Below are 19,633 nucleotides of genomic sequence, written 5' to 3' on the forward strand. Positions count from 1 at the left end.
ATAATTAATATTTGCTAAAGCTATGATAGAAGTTTTGAAGCCGTTTTAACAATAAAATCGAAAGTTTCTAAAGAAGCAGTTAATAGAAATGAAGAGCAAAAAGTAACAATTGGTTTTCATTACGTCATCTCACCAATATACCAAAAATACCCAAACCACCCCCGTTTTCGGCCTCATTTCCCAAAGCTAGCCCGAAAACGCCGTAGGTCTTTGGTATTGGCGGCGGCCCTTTTTACATTTGGTTTTGAGGGCGCGCACCGCGGCTCCTAACCACACCAAATCCCTATGTTATCACACCTGAAACGCATCGCGTTGGCAGCTGCTTTGGCGGTACCGCTGGGGGCTGCGGCCCAGAACCATGACTCGCTGTTCATCCGGAAAATCTATGACGAAGCCCTCACCAAAGGCCAAAGCTACGAGCAGCTGCGCTATCTCACGGGCCGCATTGGGGCGCGCCTGAGCGGGTCGCCGCAGGCCGCCGCCGCCGTGGAATGGGCCCGGCAGGAGATGGAGAAAATGGGCTTAGACCGCGTGTACCTGCAGGAGGTGATGGTGCCCCACTGGGTGCGCGGCGATAAAGAATACGCCGCCATTGTGAACTCCCGCCTTTCGCCCACGCGCGAGGTGAACGTGCTGGCGCTGGGCGGCTCTGTGGCCACGCCCGCCAACGGCCTCACCGCCGATGTGGTGGAAGTCTACAGCCTGGACGAGCTCAAGAAACTGGGCAAGAAGAAAGTGCAGGGTAAGATTGTGTTCTTCAACCGGGGCTTCGACCAAACCCACATTGTGACCGGACGCGCGTACGGCGGCGCGGTGGATCAGCGCTCCAGCGGCCCCTCAGAGGCGGCCCGTTTGGGCGCGGTAGGGGTAGTGGTGCGGTCCATGGCGTCTAATAATGATGATTTTCCGCATACCGGCGGCTTACGTTACGCCGAGGATGCCCCCAAGATTCCGGCCGTGGCCATCTCCACCAAAGGCGCCGATGTGCTCAGCCGCCTCCTGAAAGAAGACGACAAACTACAGTTCCACCTCCGCCTAAACTCGCAATGGTTGCCCGATGTGCTGAGCTACAACGTGATTGGCGAAATTAAAGGCACCGAGAAACCAGACGAAATCATAGTAGTGGGCGGCCACCTGGACAGCTGGGATATTGGCGAAGGCGCGCATGATGACGGCACCGGCTGCGTGCAGTCCATGGAAGTGCTCAGATTGTTCAAGACCATGGGCTACAAACCCAAGCGCACCATACGCGCGGTGATGTTCATGAACGAAGAAAATGGCCTTCGCGGTGGTACCATGTACGCTGAGGTGGCCAAGCAGCGCGGCGAGAAGCACATTGCCGCCATTGAGTCAGACGCCGGCGGGTTCACGCCTCGGGGCTTCGGGATAAGCGCCGTGAACGAGGCCGCCTTCCAGAAAGCCTTCGCTTGGAAACCGCTGCTGGCCCCCTACGGCTTGCACGACATTGAGCGCGGTGGCGGCGGGGCAGATATTGGGCCCTTGAAAGACGACCGCGTGGCCTTAATTGGTTTCCGGCCAGATTCCCAGCGTTACTTTGACATCCACCACACTGCCAATGACACCTTTGACAAAGTCAACCGCCGCGAGCTGGAATTGGGCGGTGCGTCTATGGCCGCGTTAGTGTATTTGATTGACAAGTATGGGTTGTAGGTCTTTAGTTTCTTTCTCTTTATTGTCATCCTGAAAGGAACTTGTGGGCGAACAGTAATTACTTTACCTAAAAGTTAATTCTTATTTGTATGCTGTGGTAATTCAAAAGGTAATGAAATGTAGAATAGTAATCGGATTATTTCTTCTTATTAGCTTTTCAAATTGCCATAAATCAGTAAAAAGATCAGAAACTTATGGATCAGGTAGAAGAAATAGCGAATACATTAAAGCGTTAATGACGCAATATATACACCCATCCACAATAGGCTTAAAAACACTTCCGCCTCCGCCAATTGGGATTTCATATTTTACTATAGGAGCAATTTGCAAGGGTGATTCAATTAGAGTTCTCGTTAATACTGTGAAAGAACTAGTAGACCTCAGCCTAGTAGCTCATAATTCCACAGACTCTGCAGAGATTGTTAAAATAATAAAAGGAGAAGATTTCTTATCCTTAAATGAAGATGCAAAAGCTCAAGTGAAAGTTGTTTATCCAATTAAAAGGATTGATTCTATAAGAACAAAGGGCAAGGACTTTTTTATAAATCACTTCTTTGAAGAAAGCGGATTGCAAAAGGAGAGTCTAGATTTTCCGGAACAAGCTTATTTAATTGATGTGCTCTCTAACTGGGGAATACTGATTTCATTTGATGATTACATTGGGTTTTACAGAATTCATGAGAAAGAAAGGCTAAAGTAGAATCATTAGGAATTTCTTCACGGCCCAAGCTTTTCTAGTTGGCCCACAAGATCCTTTCAGGATGACAAGGAGGAGGATAGGCTTTGCTTTAGAAAACAAGTTAAGTATCTGAAATCTCTGCCAGAACCCGTACCTTTGCCCAAGGTTCAACCAGGCATCCCTTGAAAAAAATCCTTATCATCCGGTTCTCGTCCATTGGCGATATTGTGCTCACCACGCCCGTAATCCGGTGCGTGAAAGAACAGGTGCCGGGGGTAGAGGTGCATTTCTGTACCAAAGCGGCGTTTAGAAATATCATCTCCAGTAACCCGTACGTGGACAAGGTGTTCTGCCTGGAGAAATCGCTGAAAGACTTGTTGGCGCAGCTCAAAGCCGAAAACTACGACCTGGTGCTGGATTTGCACAATAACCTGCGCACGCGCATCTTGAAATCCCGTTTGGGGGTGCCTGCCCGGAGCTTCAACAAACTCAATTACCGCAAGTGGCTCTTGGTGAAGTTTAAAATCAACCAGATGCCCAAGGTACACATTGTGGACCGCTACCTGGACACCGCCGCGCCGCTGGGCGTGAAAAACGATGGCAAAGGCCTGGACTATTTCATTCCGGCGCAAGACGAAGTGGACCTCAACACCTTGCCGGCCACGCACCAGAACGGCTATTACGCCATGGCCATTGGCGCGCAGCACTACACCAAACGCCTGCCCATTGACCGGCTTATTGAGCTCTGCGAAAAAATCAATGCGCCCATTATTCTGTTAGGCGGCAAAGAAGACGCGGCCGTTGGCGCCATGATTGAAATGTACTTCAGCACGGAGCCTTATTTGAGCATACAGCGGGCGCAGGCCAACCCTACGCTGGCCATCTACAACGCCTGCGGCAAGTACAACCTCAACGGTTCGGCTAGTTTGGTGCGGCAGGCTACGGCGGTTTTCAGCCATGACACCGGGTTGATGCACATTGCGGCGGCCTTCCAGAATAAGATTTACAGTATCTGGGGCAACACCGTGCCGGAATTCGGGATGTACCCATACACCCAGGATTTTGAAGTGCTGGAAGTGAAAAACCTTTACTGCCGGCCTTGCTCCAAGATTGGCTATTCTAAATGCCCTGAAAGACACTTCAGGTGCATGCGCGAAATCAACTTCGACTTCACCTTGCCCATACCTGGGACTTCGATGTAAAGTTGGTCTCTAGTTTCCGTTTTTGGCCTCCATTCTGGAAATGACGTAGAAACCAGCAAACCAAAATTGCTGCGTTATGTCTGCCAAACCTATCCTCTACGGCGCCGACTGGTGCCAGAAAACCATCGCCATTCAATCGTATTTCAAAGACCACCACGTGGACTATGATTACCTCAACGTAGAAGAAACAGACGAAAACATGCAGGCCATCAAAGACATGAACCGCGGCCGCGTGCGTTTTCCCATGGTGGTGGTAGGAGCGCAGACGCCCCTCAAGAATCCCTCTCCCGAGGAATTGGATAAGGCCTTGTCCGCAAATTCTTAATAACAGAAGTTGAAATGTGGCTGTTTCCTGTTTACCGCAGGGTTAGGGTAGCTAATTTGTGGTTGTTCAAGTGTTTTGACTTACGTAAGTTTATAAACTTACACAGTAGACAGCTACAAGGTACACTTTCGCTAAACTTGCGGCAGATTTCTGTTTTCGGGCTCAATTTTGGAAACGGAGTCAAAAACAGAGAGTAGTAGATTTTCTTTCTCCGGGAGAGGGTTGGGGTGTAAATAATACAGATTTCTAATGGCCTTTGGCAGAGACACTCGTAGGAGCTTCGCACACTACGAGGTCTTTTGAGCAGGCGTCTATCGTAACCTCAATCGTAGAGACAAGGCACTGCCTGGTCCCTACAACCTGCAACCGAATTTCAGTTTCAGCTCCATTTCCATTTTGGAGCCCAAAAACGCAATTTACAGAAAGGCTCCCCTCCTGTTTTAGGAGGGGTTGGGGGTGGTCACCTTTTCCAGCTTTTCAATCGAGCGCCTAAGCAGGTTCCGTCGCCGGCAGGCGGGTTCCGAAGGCGCCAGGAAGCGGGTACAACGCGAGAGGGGAAGGCGGGGCCTCGCGGCCGTGAGCGCTCGGAGCCCGGCTATGCAAAAGGCCGTCTTGTAGAACTCAGGATGCAGCGATCATTTGAAAGGAAGGCAAACTGCGTGCACAAAAGCAGCTAGAATCGCAGTTTAGGTTATTGGCCCCTATGAACACCAACAACGGCGAAGGGAATTGCTCGCTCCATCGAAGCAACACTCTTCGTTAAATCCTTCGACAGGCTCAGGATGACTTAGAAAAAAAATCCGTTTTGGGGCTCATTTTTGAAAATGAGCCCCAAAACGGATTTTTGAAAATTAAAAACTAAGAACGAACAACTAGAAGCTAGCGGGTGATCATCTCAAAACCCAAATAGCTGTGCAGTGCCTTCGGTAATTTAATGCCGTCTGGGGTTTGGTTATTCTCCAGCAAGGCAGCCACAATGCGCGGCAAGGCCAGGGCGCTTCCGTTCAACGTATGCAGCAACTGCGGCTTTCCACCTTCAGTGCGTTGACGGAGTTTGAGGCGGTTGGCCTGGTAGGTTTCAAAGTTAGAGCAAGAACTTACTTCCAGCCAACGGCCCTGAGCGGCAGAATACACTTCCATGTCATAGGTGAGGGCAGAGGTAAAGCCCATGTCCCCGCCGCAGAGACGAAGCACGCGGTAAGGCAGTTCCAGTTTCTGTAGGAGGCTCTGAATGTAGGTACTCATTTCCTCCAGCGCTTCATAGGATTTTTCCGGGGACTGAATCTGCACGATCTCTACCTTGTCAAACTGGTGAAGGCGGTTAAGGCCGCGGACATCAGCACCCCAGGAACCAGCCTCTCTTCTAAAGCAGGGCGTGTAACCCACGTTCTTGATGGGCAGCTTGTCGGCGGCAATGATCTCATCACGGTAGAGGTTGGTGATGGGCACCTCGGCGGTAGGGATCAAATACAGATTGTCGGCGGCGTCATGGTACATCTGGCCTTCTTTGTCGGGGAGTTGGCCGGTGCCGTAGCCCGAGGCTTCGTTCACCAAGATGGGCGGCTGTACCTCGGTGTAACCAGCTTTCTGGGCTTCGTCTAAAAAGAAATTGATTAATGCACGCTGCAGACGGGCTCCCTGGCCTTTGTACACGGGGAAACCCGCGCCGGTAATTTTAATTCCTAAATCGAAGTCAATGATGTCATACTGCTTGATCAGTTCCCAATGCGGTTGGGCTCCGTCGTACAATTCAGGTATATCACCGTGCTGATAGATGTTCTCGTTGTCTTCGGCGCTGCGGCCGGTGGGCACGCTGCTGTGGGGTATGTTAGGCAGTTTATATAAGGCCTGTTGTAGATCAGATTCCAGTTGCTGTACTTCCTCGTCCAGGGCTTTGGTGCGCAATTTCAGGTCAGCGGTTTCGGCTTTCAGTTGTTCGGCCTGTTCTTTTTGGCCGCTTTTCATGAGGCCGCCAATCTCTTTGGCTAGGTTGTTGGCGCGGCCCAGGAGTTCATCGCGTTCGGTTTGCAGGGAGCGGCGCTGCTGGTCCAGGTCCAGAATGGCTTGTACTTCCTGGGCGGCGTTCTTGAAATTTCTCTTCTCCAGACCGGCAATGACTAGGTCTGTCTGCTCTCTTAAAACGGGTACTTGTAACATGCGCGGCTAGTTGTTTCTTCCCGCAAAAATAGAATAATTTGGATAGGCTAGGGCACGCCGTAATTTTTTATCAGATATTCTGTAACATTTTCTATAAAAAGGCACGTAATGTTTGTAATTTAGAACAAGGCTGTCTAACATTGCAATACATTTTCAAGTGACCGCCATCCTGGTTCTTCATTACTCTTACTCAAACCAAGTTTTCCTGTTTTTATCTGTCTGTCCGTTGCGTTCTGCAACTGCTCTGCTTTAAACAAATAGCTAATTATTTCTATTTATGTACAACATTGACGAGTTGAAAGATTCTCTTCTTTCAGAGCTCAAAGAAATTGCTGAGAACCTCGGCGTGACCAACTTCAAAAAGCTCAGCAAGCAAGACCTGGTCTATAAAATACTGGATCAGCAAGCCATTACCCCCGAAGAAAAACTCCCCAAGAAATATAAAACCGCTGCCCGCCCGGCCGCAGACGGACAGGAAACCCCAGTAGAAACCGCTGCGCCAGAAGCGCCTGCAGCCCCCGCCACGCCTGAGGCTAGCGCCGAGGACGCTCCAGAAGCGGCGCCTGCTGAAAAGCGTGCGCCCCGCGCAGAGCGTCCGGCCCCGGCCCCGCGTGAAGCCCGTGAGGAAAGACCGCGCACCGTGCGTGCGCCGCGTGAGGAAGCTGCCCCGCGTGAAGGCAGAGAGCCTCGCACAGAAGCCCGCGAGCCCCGCCCAGAAACTGCTCCGGCTGCCGCCGCGCCCGCCCCAAGGGCCCCGCGCCCCGAAGGAGGCCGTGAGCCCCGCGAGAACCGCATGCCGGCCCGCGCTGATTTCCAGCCCCGCGCCCCCCGTGACGAAAACCAAGCCCGCGAGCCGCGTGAGAATGCAGCCCCCCGCGAGCCCAGAGAAGCCCGGGAGCCAAGAGAAGCCGCCCAGCCCAGAGAAAACAACAACCCACGTGAGCCAAGGGATTTTAACCGCGAGCCACGTGAGAACAATAACCCCAGAGAAAACCAGCAACAGAACCGCCGCGAGCAAGGCCCTAACCAGCCACAGCAAAGCCGCCAACCACAGCAAAACCAACAGAATCAGCCTAATTTCAGAGAGTTTGATGGCGTGATTGCCAATGAAGGCGTGCTGGAATTAATGCAAGATGGCTACGGTTTCTTGCGTTCGGCGCACTATCATTATTTGGCCAGCCCAGATGATATTTATGTGTCGCCGTCGCAGATTAAGTTGTTCGGTTTGAAGACAGGTGACACTGTGAAAGGCACCGTGCGCGCACCTAAGGAAGGCGAGAAATACTTCGCCTTATTGAAGGTAGATTCTGTGAACGGCCGTACCACCGAGGAAATCAGAGACCGGATTCCGTTCCAGCATTTAACGCCTTTGTTCCCAGAGGAGCGCCTGAAACTGACCACCCGTTCCAGCCAATATTCTACCCGCATCATGGACCTGTTCGCGCCAATTGGTAAAGGACAGCGTGGTCTGATTGTGGCCCAGCCGAAAACTGGTAAAACGGTATTGCTGAAGGAAATCGCCAACGCCATCACTGAGAATCACCCCGAGGTGTACCTGATGATTTTGCTGATTGACGAACGCCCCGAAGAGGTAACCGACATGGCCCGCAGCGTAAAAGCCGAGGTAATTGCCTCCACCTTTGACGAGCAGGCCGAGCGCCACGTGAAAATCTCCAGCATTGTACTAGACAAAGCCAAGCGCATGGTGGAATGCGGACATGATGTGGTGATTCTCTTGGATTCCATTACGCGTCTGGCCCGTGCCTACAACACCGTGGTGCCGTCTAGCGGTAAAATCCTATCGGGTGGGGTTGATGCCAACGCGTTGCATAAGCCTAAGCGTTTCTTTGGCGCGGCCCGTAACGTGGAGAACGGCGGATCGTTGACCATCATCGCCACGGCATTGATTGAAACTGGTTCTAAAATGGACGAGGTAATCTTTGAGGAATTCAAAGGTACCGGTAACATGGAACTCCAACTGGATAGAAAACTGGCCAACAAACGCGTGTACCCTGCCATTGACGTTCCGGCCTCTGGTACTCGTCGTGAGGACTTGTTGATGGATAGAGATGAACTGAGCCGCGTTTGGATCCTTCGTAAGTTTATGTCTGACATGAACTCCGTAGAAGCCATGGAATTCCTGAAAGACCGCATGAAAGGCACCAAGGACAACGACGAGTTCCTGATCTCCATGAACAGCTAATTCTTAAGATTTAAGACGCAGGACACAAGGGAAATTTTGTGAAATCTCCCGAAACAGAAAGGCCAGCAGGAAACTGCTGGCCTTTCTGTTTCGGGAGATTTCCGTTTTTGGCTTCGTTTCCAGAAATGAGCCCGAAAACGGGAAAGTAAATCATACATCACTTAACGGCCGCAAACCTAACAGTCACTTTTTATCCAAGACCTATTTCATAAACCGAAAATCCATCGGAATCACATTGACCCAGATGCAGCAGAAAGGACACATCTTCCCGAGATGTGGACACAGATCTAACTTATTTTCTGGTGAATTTTGCCTTATATTAATCTCAAGAAAATGGACAACGCAAAAGTATGGTTTATCACCGGCGCATCTAAAGGCTTAGGATTGGCTTTGGCGAAACTGGTTTTGGCAAAAGGAGACAAAGTTGCCGCCACCTCCAGAAATGCAGAAGCACTTCAAGCACAAATTGACGGCCAAAAAGACAATTTCCTGCCGCTACAGGTGGACATTACCTCAGATAAAGAAGTGAAAGAGGCCGTGAAACGCTGTGTGGACACCTTCGGGAGGGTGGATGTAGTGGTGAACAACGCCGGCTATTCTTTGGTGGGCAGCATGGAAGAGGTAACAGATGAAGAGTTCAGGCAAACCATAGATGTCAATCTGTTCGGGACGGTGAACGTGATACGGGCGGCCATGCCTTACCTGAGAGCGCAACAGTCAGGGCACATTCTCAATATCTCTTCCAACGCCGGGTATGTTGGGTTTGCCCATGCCGCCAGCTACAATGCCGCTAAGTTTGCCGTGGTGGGTCTTTCAGAAGCGCTGCAGCTGGAAGTGGAATCGTTCGGGATAAAAGTGACGGTGGTGGCGCCCGGTCAGTTCAGGACTAATTTTATGGACGAAGGCTCCCTTACGTTCACAGACAATAAAATTGCCGTGTACAAAATAGCCGAAGCCGAGAAAATGTGGCGGAATTTCAGTGGCCAGCAACCCGGTGACCCTGAAAAGCTGGTGAACATCTTATTTGAGATCACGCAGTTGCCCCAGCCGCCCCTACACCTGTTGCTGGGACCAGATACGTATGAGCTGGTGACCAAGCACCGAGAACAGGAAAAAGCAGAAATAGAAACTTGGAAACATCTGACTTTGTCCACCAATTTCAATTAACAGAAAAGCGGGGGCACCTCCCGCTTTTTTTGTAGTTTACCTCTATGAAAAGACCCGGCCAGTCCGTTTATCCCATCAAGACAATCTCAGAGTTGCACCGGCTTCTGGAGATTGAAAAACCCAAACACCCATTGGTGAGCGTCATTGACTTTGGCAAGACAAAATGTTTCTCTGATGAAAGCCTCCGGAGCGTGCGCTACAGTTTCTACTGCATCGCCCTGAAAAAGAATTTTGCAGGGAAAATGAAATATGGCCAAAACTATTATGATTTTGATGAAGGGGTCATGACGTTCTTTTCCCCCAACCAGGTAGTCACCACAGACATTTACCCAGGGCTGGCCTTGCAAGGGTGGTGGCTGGTCATACACCCAGATTTTATAAGAGGGTTTCCCTTGGAAAAGAAGATAAACCACTATAATTTCTTCTCTTATGAAGTCACCGAAGCCTTGTACGTGTCAGAAGATGAGGAAAAGATTCTTGGCCGGATCATGCAGGGAATCATTCATGAGTACAACACTTCCATTGACCATTTCAGCCAGGAAATTATTATCTCACAGGTTGAGTCACTGCTCAATTATTGCAACCGCTTTTATCACCGGCAGTTCATCACGCGTAAAACGGCCAGTAATGAGATTCTTGCAAGATTGGAAGCTTTGCTCTCCAACTACTTTAAAAGCGAGGAATTAAAGCACATAAGGTTGCCTACCGTTCAAGACATAGCGGAGCAGTTGCATCTGTCTCCCAACTACTTAAGCGATATGCTGAGAGCGCTTACCGGCCAAAGCACGCAGCAGCACATCTATGCCAAGTTGATTGAAAGCGCCAAAGACATGCTGGCTTCAACTAACCTCACCGTGAGTGAAATTGCCTTTCAATTTGGGTTTGAATATCCGCAGTCCTTCCATAAACTGTTTAAGAAAAAGACAGATTTGTCACCGCTGGCCTATAGGAGTTCCGTTCAGGCAGGCACCAGCGCCGTTGAGAAAAACTAGCAACATTTGAAACGCTTTCAAGCCAGGAGTTCAGCCTCTGGTACTCGCCGCCAGGACTCGTTCACGCACCGCGACGATGGGAAGACACAAAATGTAAGAGGCAGGTCACAAAAGGAATTTTGAGATTGCGGTAACACGAAGGTCAGCAGGAAACGGTTGGCCTTCACTTTTTTGGGAGATTTCCGTTTTTGGCTTCGTTTCCAGAAATGAGGCCAAAAACGGAAAGTAGTGGAATCATGAATTTCAGTAATTTGCCCTGTTGTGTGTAGAAAACAAGATTGAAATTTAGAGCAAGCATTGAATGGATGTATTCACGGGTGAGTTAAGAACCATCAAAGAATTGGTATATGATAAATGTGGGCTGGCAATTACTCACCCCGTGAAAGGCAGAGAAAGCCTGGATTATGAAGCGTGGTCCTTTCGGGTTAATGGCAAATTTAGTCAACACAGAACCGCCAAGAGTACACCTGCCAAAACAGGCCATTTTGTGACCATCTGGAAGAGAAACGCTGCGGGCGCCACAGCTCCTTACCATGTGGCAGATGACCTGGATTTTATATTGGTCACTGCGCGAGACGGAAATAAGTTAGGTCAGTTCTTGTTTCCAAAGGCAGTTTTAGCCCAAAGAGGAATTCTTGCCAGTGACCGGCATGCCGGGAAACGGGGGATTAGAGTGTATGCCCCCTGGGCCGAAGCCATGAGTCAACAGGCCAAAAATACGCAAGCGTGGCAGTTGCCTTATTTCCTGGACCTGACCGATGAGCAGTCAATAGATTTTAAAAGGGTTCAAAGAACTTTTGCCTAAGGCATCATTCATAAATTGATTTAAATTGTATTTGAGAATCTCTATATTCACCTGTTCGTTTTCTATTAAATTCTGCCCACTTAGGTGCGGGGTTTCTACCCAACTTTAATCTTGCTCACGTGAAAAATGTACTACTGTTTTTACTGCTGTTTTTGTTCGCTTTTTCAGGGCAAGCCCAGACAAAAGGCACAAAAGGCAAGCCAACCGCTACGCCCAAAGAGCAAGTAAAAGGGAACCATGACAAAAGGTTTGTTGGGAGTTGGAGCGGTTCTGAGAAAAATCAGGAAATAGATGGTCTCGAAAAACATTGGATTCAGCACCGGTTTGCAGACGGCACGTTTATTTTATTATTCACCATAATCCAGAACTGTGAAGTAGAAACAAATGTAGAGAAAGGCAGATGGTGGGTGGTGAACAATGAATTCCACGAGCTGCATTCTGCCTCTGGCATGACCGATGTGTACTCGTTCTCCTTTTTAGATGCAGAGGTGGTGAAATTTAAGAGCAAATTCTTGAAAGGAGAAAAACATGATTCTTATGAGTTTGTAGACATGAAATTGCCTGTACAGTAATAGCTTTTCCCCAAAATTTAAGCCGATTGGTCAAACCCAGTTCCTAGACCATCACCCACCAAAACTGCCAACCCGCACTGCCTTTTTCTGCGTTGGGTCATAGACCAGCAGATGACCGTCTTCCTTGCCCAAAGTGTATTTAAACCCAATGGTATTAGGCTGGGCTTGCAACCTCTGCCAATCTTTGAGGGAAACAAAACTGGTGTCAGGATTTTGACTCTGCGTAATGGCGGGCGTGACAAACCGGTCAGGTTGTACAAACTCGTTCATGCGGCGCAGAATATAGGCTTCGCGCTGGGGCAGGGTGGCCGTGGGGGTAGTCATTTCATACACCAGGCTGGCTTCCAGGTCGGCGGCGGAAAACGTCTGGCGGTGCAGCAGCTGGCCTTGGCTGGAGGTAATGGTGAACAGAACGGTGCTGGTGGTGATGGAATCGCCGCGCAGCTCCAGCCTGAAAAAATCCTGGGCATCACTGGAGGAGAATGCGTGCGACCGCTGCACCACGTGTTTAATGGATTGATTGGTGGTGGAAGTTTTGCCTACAGGTTCATTGGTGCGAACAGCCTCCGTTTTGGTTTCTGTGGAAGGACCGTTGCAGGCCAGTAGAAATAGAAAAGCCCAGCAAGGGAAAAGCGTTTTGCGCATGGTTTCAGAAATAGAGCCGGAAAACGGAAAGACGCGCCGGCGGTGGAGGAACGTTGCCTGGTAACCATTTCCTGCCAGGTGCTGGCAACGCGCCCACCATTCCTGTACGAGGTATAATTTTTTATAGCCTGCCAACGGGCAAAACATTGGTTGTTTAAAGTGACTTAATAGCTAAAAAGCTGCCAAGGGTATGATTCGGCCCGGATTTGGCGTATTTTTGGGACATGTTCAGCTTCCTCAGAAATAGCATCATCAAGAAAGTCCTGTGGGGCCTGATGAGCCTGTACCTGCTGAATATTAGTGTAGATGCCAATGACCCCCAACCCAACCATCTGCCCGAAGTCCTGACGTTCAACGACCAGGAAAGCATCCTGGAGTTGGTGGCAGAGCAGCTGCTGGGCTTTGAGAATGTTTTTGAAGAGTACGATGACCATGACCCCGATGACAACCACAGCAAGAGCCCGGTAAAGTTATTGTGGGTAGCCCATACCGTTGAAACCGTGGGTATTATGCCATGGGCGCCGTATGACCGCCCGCAGAATTTCCCGTCATTTACCGCCTGTGTAACCGCCGGGTTCCAGACGCTCGTCACCCCTCCGCCCCAAGTGTAACCTGTTTTCTAGAAGCTTGTTTGCCTGGCCTTTTCTTGAAAGGTCAGAGAATTTCTATGCTCAAAAAACACGTTACCCATGAAGTTGAAATTTTTATTGGTACTACTCATGCTGGTAGTATCCTGCGCCACCACGGTGGGGCAAACGTTGAACGCCATAAAAGACAGCCTGTACCTGCAACAGGTGCAAGACCAGAAAGGCCCCGCCAAAGTGCTGCACGCAGAACCGCTGTACATTGATTTAATCAGAGACCTGGGCGCCAGAAAAGGGGAGAAGGAATGGAACCTGGGCTTCGGGCTCACAGACAATCTCAAATTTGACTCCTATGAAGCCCTGATTGAGTATGAATGGGCCCCCATAGACCGCCTGGGCCTGGAAGTGGAATTGCCGCTCACCTTCTATTCGCCGCTGAGCGGTACCAAAAGGGAGGAGGTGCCCTCCAACAGACTCAACAGCTTTAAGCTGGCCGCGCAATGGTCCTTTTTTGTGCATGAGAAAGCCGCTACTTCCATGGCCCTTGGCTATATCAATGAGTTAGAGTTGTCTGATTTCAGGAGTTTTGGCAGTCCCCTGCTCACCGGAAATGTGTACAATCCGTTTCTGGTGGTGGCCAAGCGCTGGGGTTCTAATTTTCATTCGTTGCTGTACACCGGCCCTAAGTTTGAGCAGCAGTTCCAGGCCAAAAAGTGGCACACGGTGTATGACATCAACACCAGTTTCCATTACATGATATCGGGCACTAGAAATTTTCTGGGGGTGGAGTTCAACAAAACAGTACAGCACCAAGACTTTGACATGACCATACGGCCCCAGATGCGGGTTGGCATAGCCGATAACTTAATGGTGGGCATTGTGGCCGGCATTCCGGTGAGCCGGGAGAATGAGCGGTTCAGTTCGTTTGTGAGGCTTATCTGGGAACCCGCCCATAAAACCAGGTAACCAGAAAGTACCAGCCGCGAAGCACGTTTAGGTAAAGGCAGTTCACCAGAAGGAGAGCTGAAATCCTGGCCGTGCTTCGCGGCTGAATTTTTTGTGGTTATGAAAAGCCTACCGTGCAAAAGGCTGCAGGTGTTGCCACAGCAAAATGGCGATAAACGCCGCGCTCATGCTTAGACTGGAGACTTGGTTCATACGCATGGTCTGTTCAAAACTGGCGGCGGCGGCATTTTTTCTCACCTGCAGCACCCAGCGCGTGAACACCAGCACCACCGGCCCGGTGCAGGCCAGAAAAAGAAGGCTGTGCGTGTTTTCCTGCCGAAGCCAATACGTGTACAGCAACACCGCCGTGGCCACCACCAAACTAACCGCCGCAAACTGAAACGTGCCCCACAACCCTAATGTCAGACTGAGGGTTTTGTCGCCGCGCTGGGCGTCTTCTTTGTGTTGGTACACCTGGGTGAGTGGGTAAGAGCCGCAGAGAAACAAAGAACTCACCAGCGCCAGCAGCAAATTTGTATGCACCTGAATGTCAGATAAAGCCACGCCGGCACCCAACTGCACCATCACAAACGTAAACGCACCCTGGAACACCACCACCACTATTGTGCTCAGGTACGGGTATTTCTTCAGCCTGATTTTGTCATAACTGTACGCCTTTGACACCAGCAGATACACCAGCACCAGCAAGGCAAATGCCCAGGACAAAACCAAGCCCAGTAGCAATGCCGCTACATCAAACCCCACCACCAACCAGTACAATTGCTGGTTTACTTTGGGCGGATTCTTGAGGCCGCCAATGCTGCCTTCGTCACGGTCATAATAAGAATTGTAGCCATTGCTGGCGGGGTACACCAACACGTGCAAGATGAAAAACACCAGGGCGGCGCGCCAGAAAGAAACCTCGGTAGCCGCGCTCAGCGCAAACCAGAAAATGGGCATCAAAAACAACGAGAACGGAATGCGCAGCAATTTCACCGCATCTGACCAAGATTGTTTCATGCCTGTGCCGGGGGAGTAGGGTAGCCAATGAGATACAGAATGCCAGTGCCTGTCCAGTGCCGCGCGCGACCAATCTGCCAAGTGTAATGCGGGGCGTTCAGATTGTTTACCATTTTCTGCAGATGCGCCGGCGTGTAGAGCCGCAAAATAGACACGGTACCATCCCAGACCACGCCTAACGGGATCAACGGGAGTACATAGGTGAAGAACAGGCGGCTCCAGGTAAACGGCCTGATGAACGGCGTAATGACCAGAATCAACCACGGGAAAACCAGCCAGGCCAGCAGAATCTCGTGCCAGTGCTTGCCGGCGCCTTCAAACACGCCAATGCCCTGGTTCTGCCGTACGGCATCTTGCAGAATGGCCTGCGCCGTGTCTGGCCTGAAATGATGGAACGCCGAAAAAACCGTCCGGAAACCAGTTAGATGCGGCGGTACGGCTGTGGCATCTACTGCTTCAGGTTCAAAGGTAATGGCGCCGTTAGACTGCGTGTGCAGGTACGCATAGGCCTCAGGGTTGGGAAATTTGTCTGTGAGCGTGACGGTGAGGCGTTGGTTGGAGAGTTTTTCCAATTCCTGCCAGACTTGCAACATGCCACCGCCCGCGCCCGAGGCCAGGTCCAGTAAGTGGGTCTGTTGCGTGGCCTGCAAGGCGTTCTGCAGCAAAGGCACAATGGGTTTGTACACGCCCAGCCACGTAATCATGAACCGGAGCACATCCATCATACCCTGGCGCACCGCGTGCGGAAACCAAGCCTGGTCTTCCAGTTCAAATAGGTGCCAGCGTTGCTGCATGCAGAACAATAGGTTAGGGGTAGTAAAGAAACACGTTTTACGGGAATAAACGGCAGGTGTAATTGCGCTTCCCTTGAAATAGCAATCGTCTTAGAAAATTGTTTTGTAAGAGGACCTTGGATTTTCCGTTTTCGGGCTCATTTCCAGAAATGAGCCCGAAAACGGAAAATTTTAGTGACAACCCAGCGTGCTTTTTTTCTGGTGAAGCGCTTAGGGCCAGCGCATAAAAAAGCCCGGTCCGGCAAACACCAGATCAGGCTTTTCTATGGATGCAAAACTGCTTACTCTGCTTTCAACGTCAACGTAGAACCGTCTGGGGCTTGCAGTTTGAGGTCGTCTTCGTCAATCTCGGTGACCTTAAAGTTCTCGCTCACGCTGTTGCCGCTGTAGGTAAGTGCCAGGTTTTTGGCGGCATCATCATAGGCCCAGGTGCCATTGGCGCTCTGCGATTCAGAGGTCTGCGTAAAGTTTCCGTTCGCGAAGAATTGGATCTGCTGCTGCTTTTCTTCGCTGGAGAGGCTTTCTTTGTCGCCGGCGGCGTTGGTTTCTTTGCTGGCTTTCCAGACTTTGCTGGTGGCGCCCGAAATCATGCTGGGGCTGCCTGCTTCCTGCTTTTTGTTGCAGCTAAAAGACAAAACGCTCAGGCACAACACCAGCAGGTAGGTCAGGCTCACTTTCACGGGCACGGCAAATACATTTTTCATAGTTCTTGGTTTAGGTTCGGTACAACTCTGGCAAGCCCTTCTGGCCGACCGAGAATTCTTACGTGCAGATGCCGTTACAGTTTTGAAAATAGAAAAAACCTATCTGCCAAGCCGCCGTAAGAAATACCTTGTAAATCAGCCCTGTAAAAGTTTATGGGGCCGCGCCAACCTGACACAAGACTAAAACTATGGGACTATTTGATTTTCTAAAAAAGGGCGAGGAAAAACCGGTGCCAGCGCCAATGGCCAAACCAGTTGCCACCCCAGCGCCCGCTCCGGCCGCTGCCGCCACAGATACCTACACCGTGAAAAGCGGCGATTCACTTTCTAAAATAGCCAAGAATTTTTACGGCGATGCCCAGAAATGGCACAAGATCCATGAGGCCAACCTGGACCAGATCAAGAACCCCGACCTTATTGAAGTGGGTTGGGTGCTTAAAATCCCCAAAGCTTAATTCAAGATTTTTTAGGTTTGTTTGTAGAGGAAAGAGTCCTGGCCCAGAGCCGGGGCTCTTTTTCTGTTTTAGCGCTTCAACTTTTCTGTTATCCCTCTCGTGCTTTTCCGTTTTCGGGCTCATTTCTGGAAATGAGCCCGAAAACGCACCTTCAGGTAGGGGTGCATTTCGCGTAAAACAAAACCGCCTTTCGCTTCTGAAACACAGAAAGGAAAGGCGGATTTGCTGTTGGGTGCTGCTTGCATCAGCCGGGGTTTCGTTCTAAATAACTGGCCACGGCCTTGCAGGTGGCGCGCACTTGAAAACCGTTTTCGGCGGCATAGTCCAAACCGTGCTTGATTAATTCATCTGCCAGGCCCTTGCCCCGGTACTCCTTCTCAATGAACGTATGCTGAAAGTCCATGATATCAGGCTCAGGCGTGGCGTAGGCCAATTCTCCTATCTCTTCATTGTTGAGAAAGGCGGTAAATTGTTGGTACTCTTCATCATGCTGAATATCTAAAGACATACGGGTATCCTTTACGTGAAACAAAGCCTGTGCCCATTACCCAGGTCTGTCTTTTTGTACCTGTTTTTTCTTAAAAGGTTGAGGCCAAAAAGGCGTGAAACACGCTCAGATTTACTTTTGAGGCCGTAACAAGGCTTTCTACTCAAATATTTTTATGTTAAGCACAAAACCTCTTACTACCGTTATATCTGTTTCTTGTCAGCTTGCTGTTTTACGTTTTTGAAATCTACCGCACCAAGCAAAAAAAAGGAGCCTACAAGGCTCCTTTTATAATTTCATCTACAATGGGCGGGTCCAGCAGCGTGCTGGTGTCTCCCAGGTTGCTGGTTTCCCCTTCGGCTACTTTGCGTAAAATGCGCCGCATGATCTTGCCCGAACGAGTCTTGGGCAGGCCGCTCACAATCTGAATTTTGTCGGGCTTCGCTATTTTTCCTATTTGGTCCACCACGGTTTCAATCACCTCAGCGCGTAGGTGCTCATGGCTCTGCGGAATCTCGTCACCGCAGACCACGAAGGCGTATATGCCCTGGCCTTTCACATCGTGCGGGTAGCCCACCACGGCGCTCTCCACAATGTGTTTGTTCTGGTTGATGGCGTTCTCAATCTCGGCGGTGCCAAAACGGTGGCCCGACACGTTAATCACGTCATCTACGCGGCCAATAATGCGCCACAGGCCGTCTTTGTCGCGCTTGGCGCCGTCACCGGTGAAGTACAGGCCTTTGTAGGCGCTGAAATAGCTTTGGCGGCAGCGCTCATGGTCGCCGTACGTGGTGCGTATAATGCCCGGCCACGGAAACTTCATGCACAGGTAGCCTTCCACTTCGTTCTCCAGAATTTCCTTTCCTTCCTGGTCTACCAGCAGCGGCTGCACGCCTGGCAGCGCGAAGCCCGCGTGGCTGGGTTTTGACGGCGTAATGCCCGCCAAAGAACTGAGCATGATGCCGGCTGTCTCGGTTTGCCACCAGGTGTCTACCACCGGGCAGCGCTCTTTGCCCACGTGAATGTGGTACCAATGCCAGGCTTCTTCATTAATGGGTTCACCCACCGAGCCCAGCACTTTCAAAGAATCCAGACTATAAGATAACACGTGGTCCAGGCCGGAAGCCATCAAAGACCTGATGGCGGTAGGCGCGGTGTAGAAAATGTTCACGCCGAATTTGTCAATCACCTGCCAGAAACGGCCCGGGTCTGGGAACGTGGGCACGCCCTCAAACATTAAACTGGTTGCCCCAGACAACAACGGACCATACAGCAAATAGGAGTGACCGGTAATCCAACCCACATCGGCAGTACACCAGTAAATGTCGCTTTCCTCGTATTGGAACACGTTTCTAAACGTGTAATCTGTATAGACCATGTAGCCGCCGCAGGTGTGTACTACGCCTTTGGGTTTGCCGGTGGAGCCTGAGGTGTACAAGATGAAGAGCATGTCTTCTGCATCCATTTCCTCTGCGGGGCAGTTTTTGTCAACGTGCTCTAGTTCTTCGTGGTACCAGACATCACGGCCTTCCACCATGTTCACGGCCCAGCCCACGCGGTCTACCACCACCACTTTCTCCACGCTGGTGCAGTCTTCCAGGGCTTCGTCTACCACGCGTTTCACGGGAATCTGCTTGGAGCCGCGGTTGAGTCCGTCTGAGGTGAGCACCACTTTGGCCTGGGCGTCATTGATTCTATCGGCCATGGCCGTATGCGAGAAACCGGCGAAGATCACTGAATGCACCGCGCCAATCCTTGCACAGGCCAGCACGGCAAACGCCAACTCCGGAATCATGGGCATGTAGATGCACACGCGGTCGCCTTTCTGCACGCCGTTGCGCTTGAGAATGTTGGCCATCTGGCAGACTTTCTCGTGCAGTTCGCGGTAAGTGAAGCGTATGTAGCGTTCTTTGGGATCATTGGGTTCCCAGATGAGGGCCAGCTTGTTGCCGCGTTTCTCCAGGTGGCGGTCCAGGCAGTTCTCGGTGATGTTGAGCTTGCCGTTCACAAACCATTTCACGTTGGGCTCCTCAAAGTTCCAGTCCAGCACTTTGTCCCACTTCTTTTTCCAGGTGAAATTCTCGGCAATGTTTCCCCAGAACTCCTCTGGGTTGTCAACGCTGTGTTGGTAGGCTTGCTGGTATTCTTCTAAAGATTTTATGCGGTAGTCCATGTTTGGTAGGTCAGGTTAGGCGGTTGGGATTGGGGTTTCCTCAAACTAAGGAA

Annotated in this window: 19 protein-coding genes; 12 read left to right on the forward strand and 7 right to left on the reverse strand. The window is 50.7% G+C overall.

Going from position 1 to position 19,633, the window contains the following annotated elements; translation table 11 throughout:
- Nucleotides 1-285 precede the first annotated feature (285 nt).
- From IMY23_RS18770 to IMY23_RS18785, 4 genes are all read left to right on the forward strand, one after another.
- Nucleotides 286-1,671 (forward strand): M28 family peptidase, encoded by a 1,386-nt coding sequence (locus IMY23_RS18770; protein WP_192823550.1) that lies wholly within the window; start codon nucleotides 286-288, stop codon nucleotides 1,669-1,671.
- A gap of 112 nt (nucleotides 1,672-1,783) precedes the next feature.
- Nucleotides 1,784-2,371, forward strand: coding sequence for a hypothetical protein (locus tag IMY23_RS18775; protein ID WP_192823551.1), 588 nt, complete (start codon nucleotides 1,784-1,786; stop codon nucleotides 2,369-2,371).
- 161 nt (nucleotides 2,372-2,532) lie between these two features.
- Nucleotides 2,533-3,552, forward strand: a complete 1,020-nt coding sequence (locus IMY23_RS18780) for a glycosyltransferase family 9 protein (RefSeq protein ID WP_192823552.1) — start codon at nucleotides 2,533-2,535, stop codon at nucleotides 3,550-3,552.
- A 76-nt stretch (nucleotides 3,553-3,628) separates the two neighbouring features.
- Nucleotides 3,629-3,877 (forward strand): glutaredoxin domain-containing protein, encoded by a 249-nt coding sequence (locus IMY23_RS18785; RefSeq protein WP_192823553.1) that lies wholly within the window; start codon nucleotides 3,629-3,631, stop codon nucleotides 3,875-3,877.
- 879 nt (nucleotides 3,878-4,756) lie between these two features.
- Here the strand turns inward: IMY23_RS18785 and serS are convergent.
- Complete coding sequence (serS, locus tag IMY23_RS18790; RefSeq protein WP_192823554.1) at nucleotides 4,757-6,034, reverse strand: serine--tRNA ligase; 1,278 nt, start codon at nucleotides 6,032-6,034, stop codon at nucleotides 4,757-4,759.
- Between the two features lie 277 nt (nucleotides 6,035-6,311).
- Between serS and rho the strand changes: the two genes are divergently transcribed.
- The 5 genes from rho to IMY23_RS18815 all read left to right on the forward strand — a co-directional run bounded on the left by rho (nucleotide 6,312) and on the right by IMY23_RS18815 (nucleotide 11,773).
- Nucleotides 6,312-8,237, forward strand: a complete 1,926-nt coding sequence (gene rho / locus IMY23_RS18795) for a transcription termination factor Rho (RefSeq protein ID WP_192823555.1) — start codon at nucleotides 6,312-6,314, stop codon at nucleotides 8,235-8,237.
- A gap of 333 nt (nucleotides 8,238-8,570) precedes the next feature.
- A complete protein-coding gene (locus tag IMY23_RS18800) occupies nucleotides 8,571-9,404 on the forward strand; it encodes an oxidoreductase (protein WP_192823556.1) in 834 nt (277 codons plus the stop codon).
- A gap of 44 nt (nucleotides 9,405-9,448) precedes the next feature.
- Entirely contained in the window at nucleotides 9,449-10,396 is a 948-nt protein-coding gene (locus IMY23_RS18805) for an AraC family transcriptional regulator (RefSeq protein ID WP_192823557.1), read from the forward strand.
- Nucleotides 10,397-10,697: 301 nt separating this feature from the next.
- Entirely contained in the window at nucleotides 10,698-11,201 is a 504-nt protein-coding gene (locus IMY23_RS18810) for a MepB family protein (RefSeq protein WP_192823558.1), read from the forward strand.
- A gap of 119 nt (nucleotides 11,202-11,320) precedes the next feature.
- Nucleotides 11,321-11,773, forward strand: a complete 453-nt coding sequence (locus IMY23_RS18815; protein ID WP_192823559.1) for a hypothetical protein — start codon at nucleotides 11,321-11,323, stop codon at nucleotides 11,771-11,773.
- A 51-nt stretch (nucleotides 11,774-11,824) separates the two neighbouring features.
- Here IMY23_RS18815 and IMY23_RS18820 read toward each other — a convergent pair whose 3' ends face one another.
- The gene (locus tag IMY23_RS18820) at nucleotides 11,825-12,418 is read right to left on the reverse strand and encodes a hypothetical protein (protein ID WP_192823560.1); all 594 of its coding nucleotides are present in this window, start codon (nucleotides 12,416-12,418) and stop codon (nucleotides 11,825-11,827) included.
- 224 nt (nucleotides 12,419-12,642) lie between these two features.
- Here IMY23_RS18820 and IMY23_RS18825 point away from each other — a divergent pair, with 224 nt between their 5' ends.
- Nucleotides 12,643-13,029 carry a hypothetical protein gene (locus tag IMY23_RS18825; protein WP_192823561.1) on the forward strand — a complete coding sequence of 129 codons (387 nt, stop codon included), beginning with the start codon at nucleotides 12,643-12,645 and terminating at the stop codon, nucleotides 13,027-13,029.
- A gap of 78 nt (nucleotides 13,030-13,107) precedes the next feature.
- Entirely contained in the window at nucleotides 13,108-13,968 is an 861-nt protein-coding gene (locus tag IMY23_RS18830; RefSeq protein WP_192823562.1) for an HAEPLYID family protein, read from the forward strand.
- Nucleotides 13,969-14,076: 108 nt separating this feature from the next.
- Here IMY23_RS18830 and IMY23_RS18835 read toward each other — a convergent pair whose 3' ends face one another.
- The 3 genes from IMY23_RS18835 to IMY23_RS18845 all read right to left on the reverse strand — a co-directional run bounded on the left by IMY23_RS18835 (nucleotide 14,077) and on the right by IMY23_RS18845 (nucleotide 16,465).
- Entirely contained in the window at nucleotides 14,077-14,967 is an 891-nt protein-coding gene (locus IMY23_RS18835) for a UbiA family prenyltransferase (protein WP_192823563.1), read from the reverse strand.
- A complete protein-coding gene (locus IMY23_RS18840) occupies nucleotides 14,964-15,761 on the reverse strand; it encodes a class I SAM-dependent methyltransferase (protein WP_192823564.1) in 798 nt (265 codons plus the stop codon). The genes IMY23_RS18835 and IMY23_RS18840 overlap by 4 nt, the downstream gene beginning before the upstream one ends.
- A gap of 281 nt (nucleotides 15,762-16,042) precedes the next feature.
- Complete coding sequence (locus IMY23_RS18845) at nucleotides 16,043-16,465, reverse strand: lipocalin family protein (protein ID WP_192823565.1); 423 nt, start codon at nucleotides 16,463-16,465, stop codon at nucleotides 16,043-16,045.
- Between the two features lie 188 nt (nucleotides 16,466-16,653).
- Between IMY23_RS18845 and IMY23_RS18850 the strand changes: the two genes are divergently transcribed.
- Nucleotides 16,654-16,920 (forward strand): LysM peptidoglycan-binding domain-containing protein, encoded by a 267-nt coding sequence (locus IMY23_RS18850; RefSeq protein ID WP_192823566.1) that lies wholly within the window; start codon nucleotides 16,654-16,656, stop codon nucleotides 16,918-16,920.
- A gap of 244 nt (nucleotides 16,921-17,164) precedes the next feature.
- Here IMY23_RS18850 and IMY23_RS18855 read toward each other — a convergent pair whose 3' ends face one another.
- Nucleotides 17,165-17,428: a GNAT family N-acetyltransferase gene (locus IMY23_RS18855; RefSeq protein WP_192823567.1), complete on the reverse strand. Its 264-nt coding sequence runs from the start codon at nucleotides 17,426-17,428 to the stop codon at nucleotides 17,165-17,167.
- 253 nt (nucleotides 17,429-17,681) lie between these two features.
- The gene (gene acs / locus IMY23_RS18860; protein ID WP_192823568.1) at nucleotides 17,682-19,580 is read right to left on the reverse strand and encodes an acetate--CoA ligase; all 1,899 of its coding nucleotides are present in this window, start codon (nucleotides 19,578-19,580) and stop codon (nucleotides 17,682-17,684) included.
- Between the last annotated feature and the right edge of the window lie 53 nt (nucleotides 19,581-19,633).

It is taken from the genome of Rufibacter sp. LB8 (genome assembly GCF_014876185.1).
Lineage (GTDB): Bacteria > Bacteroidota > Bacteroidia > Cytophagales > Hymenobacteraceae > Nibribacter.

Bases quoted from the DNA above. Each gene is read 5' to 3' on its own strand.
- IMY23_RS18770 (WP_192823550.1), top strand. From the start codon at position 286: ATGTTATCACACCTGAAACGCATCGCGTTGGCAGCTGCTTTGGCGGTA.
- IMY23_RS18775 (WP_192823551.1), top strand. From the start codon at position 1,784: ATGAAATGTAGAATAGTAATCGGATTATTTCTTCTTATTAGCTTTTCA.
- IMY23_RS18785 (WP_192823553.1), top strand. From the start codon at position 3,629: ATGTCTGCCAAACCTATCCTCTACGGCGCCGACTGGTGCCAGAAAACC.
- serS (WP_192823554.1), bottom strand. From the start codon at position 6,034: ATGTTACAAGTACCCGTTTTAAGAGAGCAGACAGACCTAGTCATTGCC.
- rho (WP_192823555.1), top strand. From the start codon at position 6,312: ATGTACAACATTGACGAGTTGAAAGATTCTCTTCTTTCAGAGCTCAAA.
- IMY23_RS18800 (WP_192823556.1), top strand. From the start codon at position 8,571: ATGGACAACGCAAAAGTATGGTTTATCACCGGCGCATCTAAAGGCTTA.
- IMY23_RS18805 (WP_192823557.1), top strand. From the start codon at position 9,449: ATGAAAAGACCCGGCCAGTCCGTTTATCCCATCAAGACAATCTCAGAG.
- IMY23_RS18810 (WP_192823558.1), top strand. From the start codon at position 10,698: ATGGATGTATTCACGGGTGAGTTAAGAACCATCAAAGAATTGGTATAT.
- IMY23_RS18820 (WP_192823560.1), bottom strand. From the start codon at position 12,418: ATGCGCAAAACGCTTTTCCCTTGCTGGGCTTTTCTATTTCTACTGGCC.
- IMY23_RS18825 (WP_192823561.1), top strand. From the start codon at position 12,643: ATGTTCAGCTTCCTCAGAAATAGCATCATCAAGAAAGTCCTGTGGGGC.
- IMY23_RS18830 (WP_192823562.1), top strand. From the start codon at position 13,108: ATGAAGTTGAAATTTTTATTGGTACTACTCATGCTGGTAGTATCCTGC.
- IMY23_RS18835 (WP_192823563.1), bottom strand. From the start codon at position 14,967: ATGAAACAATCTTGGTCAGATGCGGTGAAATTGCTGCGCATTCCGTTC.
- IMY23_RS18840 (WP_192823564.1), bottom strand. From the start codon at position 15,761: ATGCAGCAACGCTGGCACCTATTTGAACTGGAAGACCAGGCTTGGTTT.
- IMY23_RS18845 (WP_192823565.1), bottom strand. From the start codon at position 16,465: ATGAAAAATGTATTTGCCGTGCCCGTGAAAGTGAGCCTGACCTACCTG.
- IMY23_RS18850 (WP_192823566.1), top strand. From the start codon at position 16,654: ATGGGACTATTTGATTTTCTAAAAAAGGGCGAGGAAAAACCGGTGCCA.
- IMY23_RS18855 (WP_192823567.1), bottom strand. From the start codon at position 17,428: ATGTCTTTAGATATTCAGCATGATGAAGAGTACCAACAATTTACCGCC.
- acs (WP_192823568.1), bottom strand. From the start codon at position 19,580: ATGGACTACCGCATAAAATCTTTAGAAGAATACCAGCAAGCCTACCAA.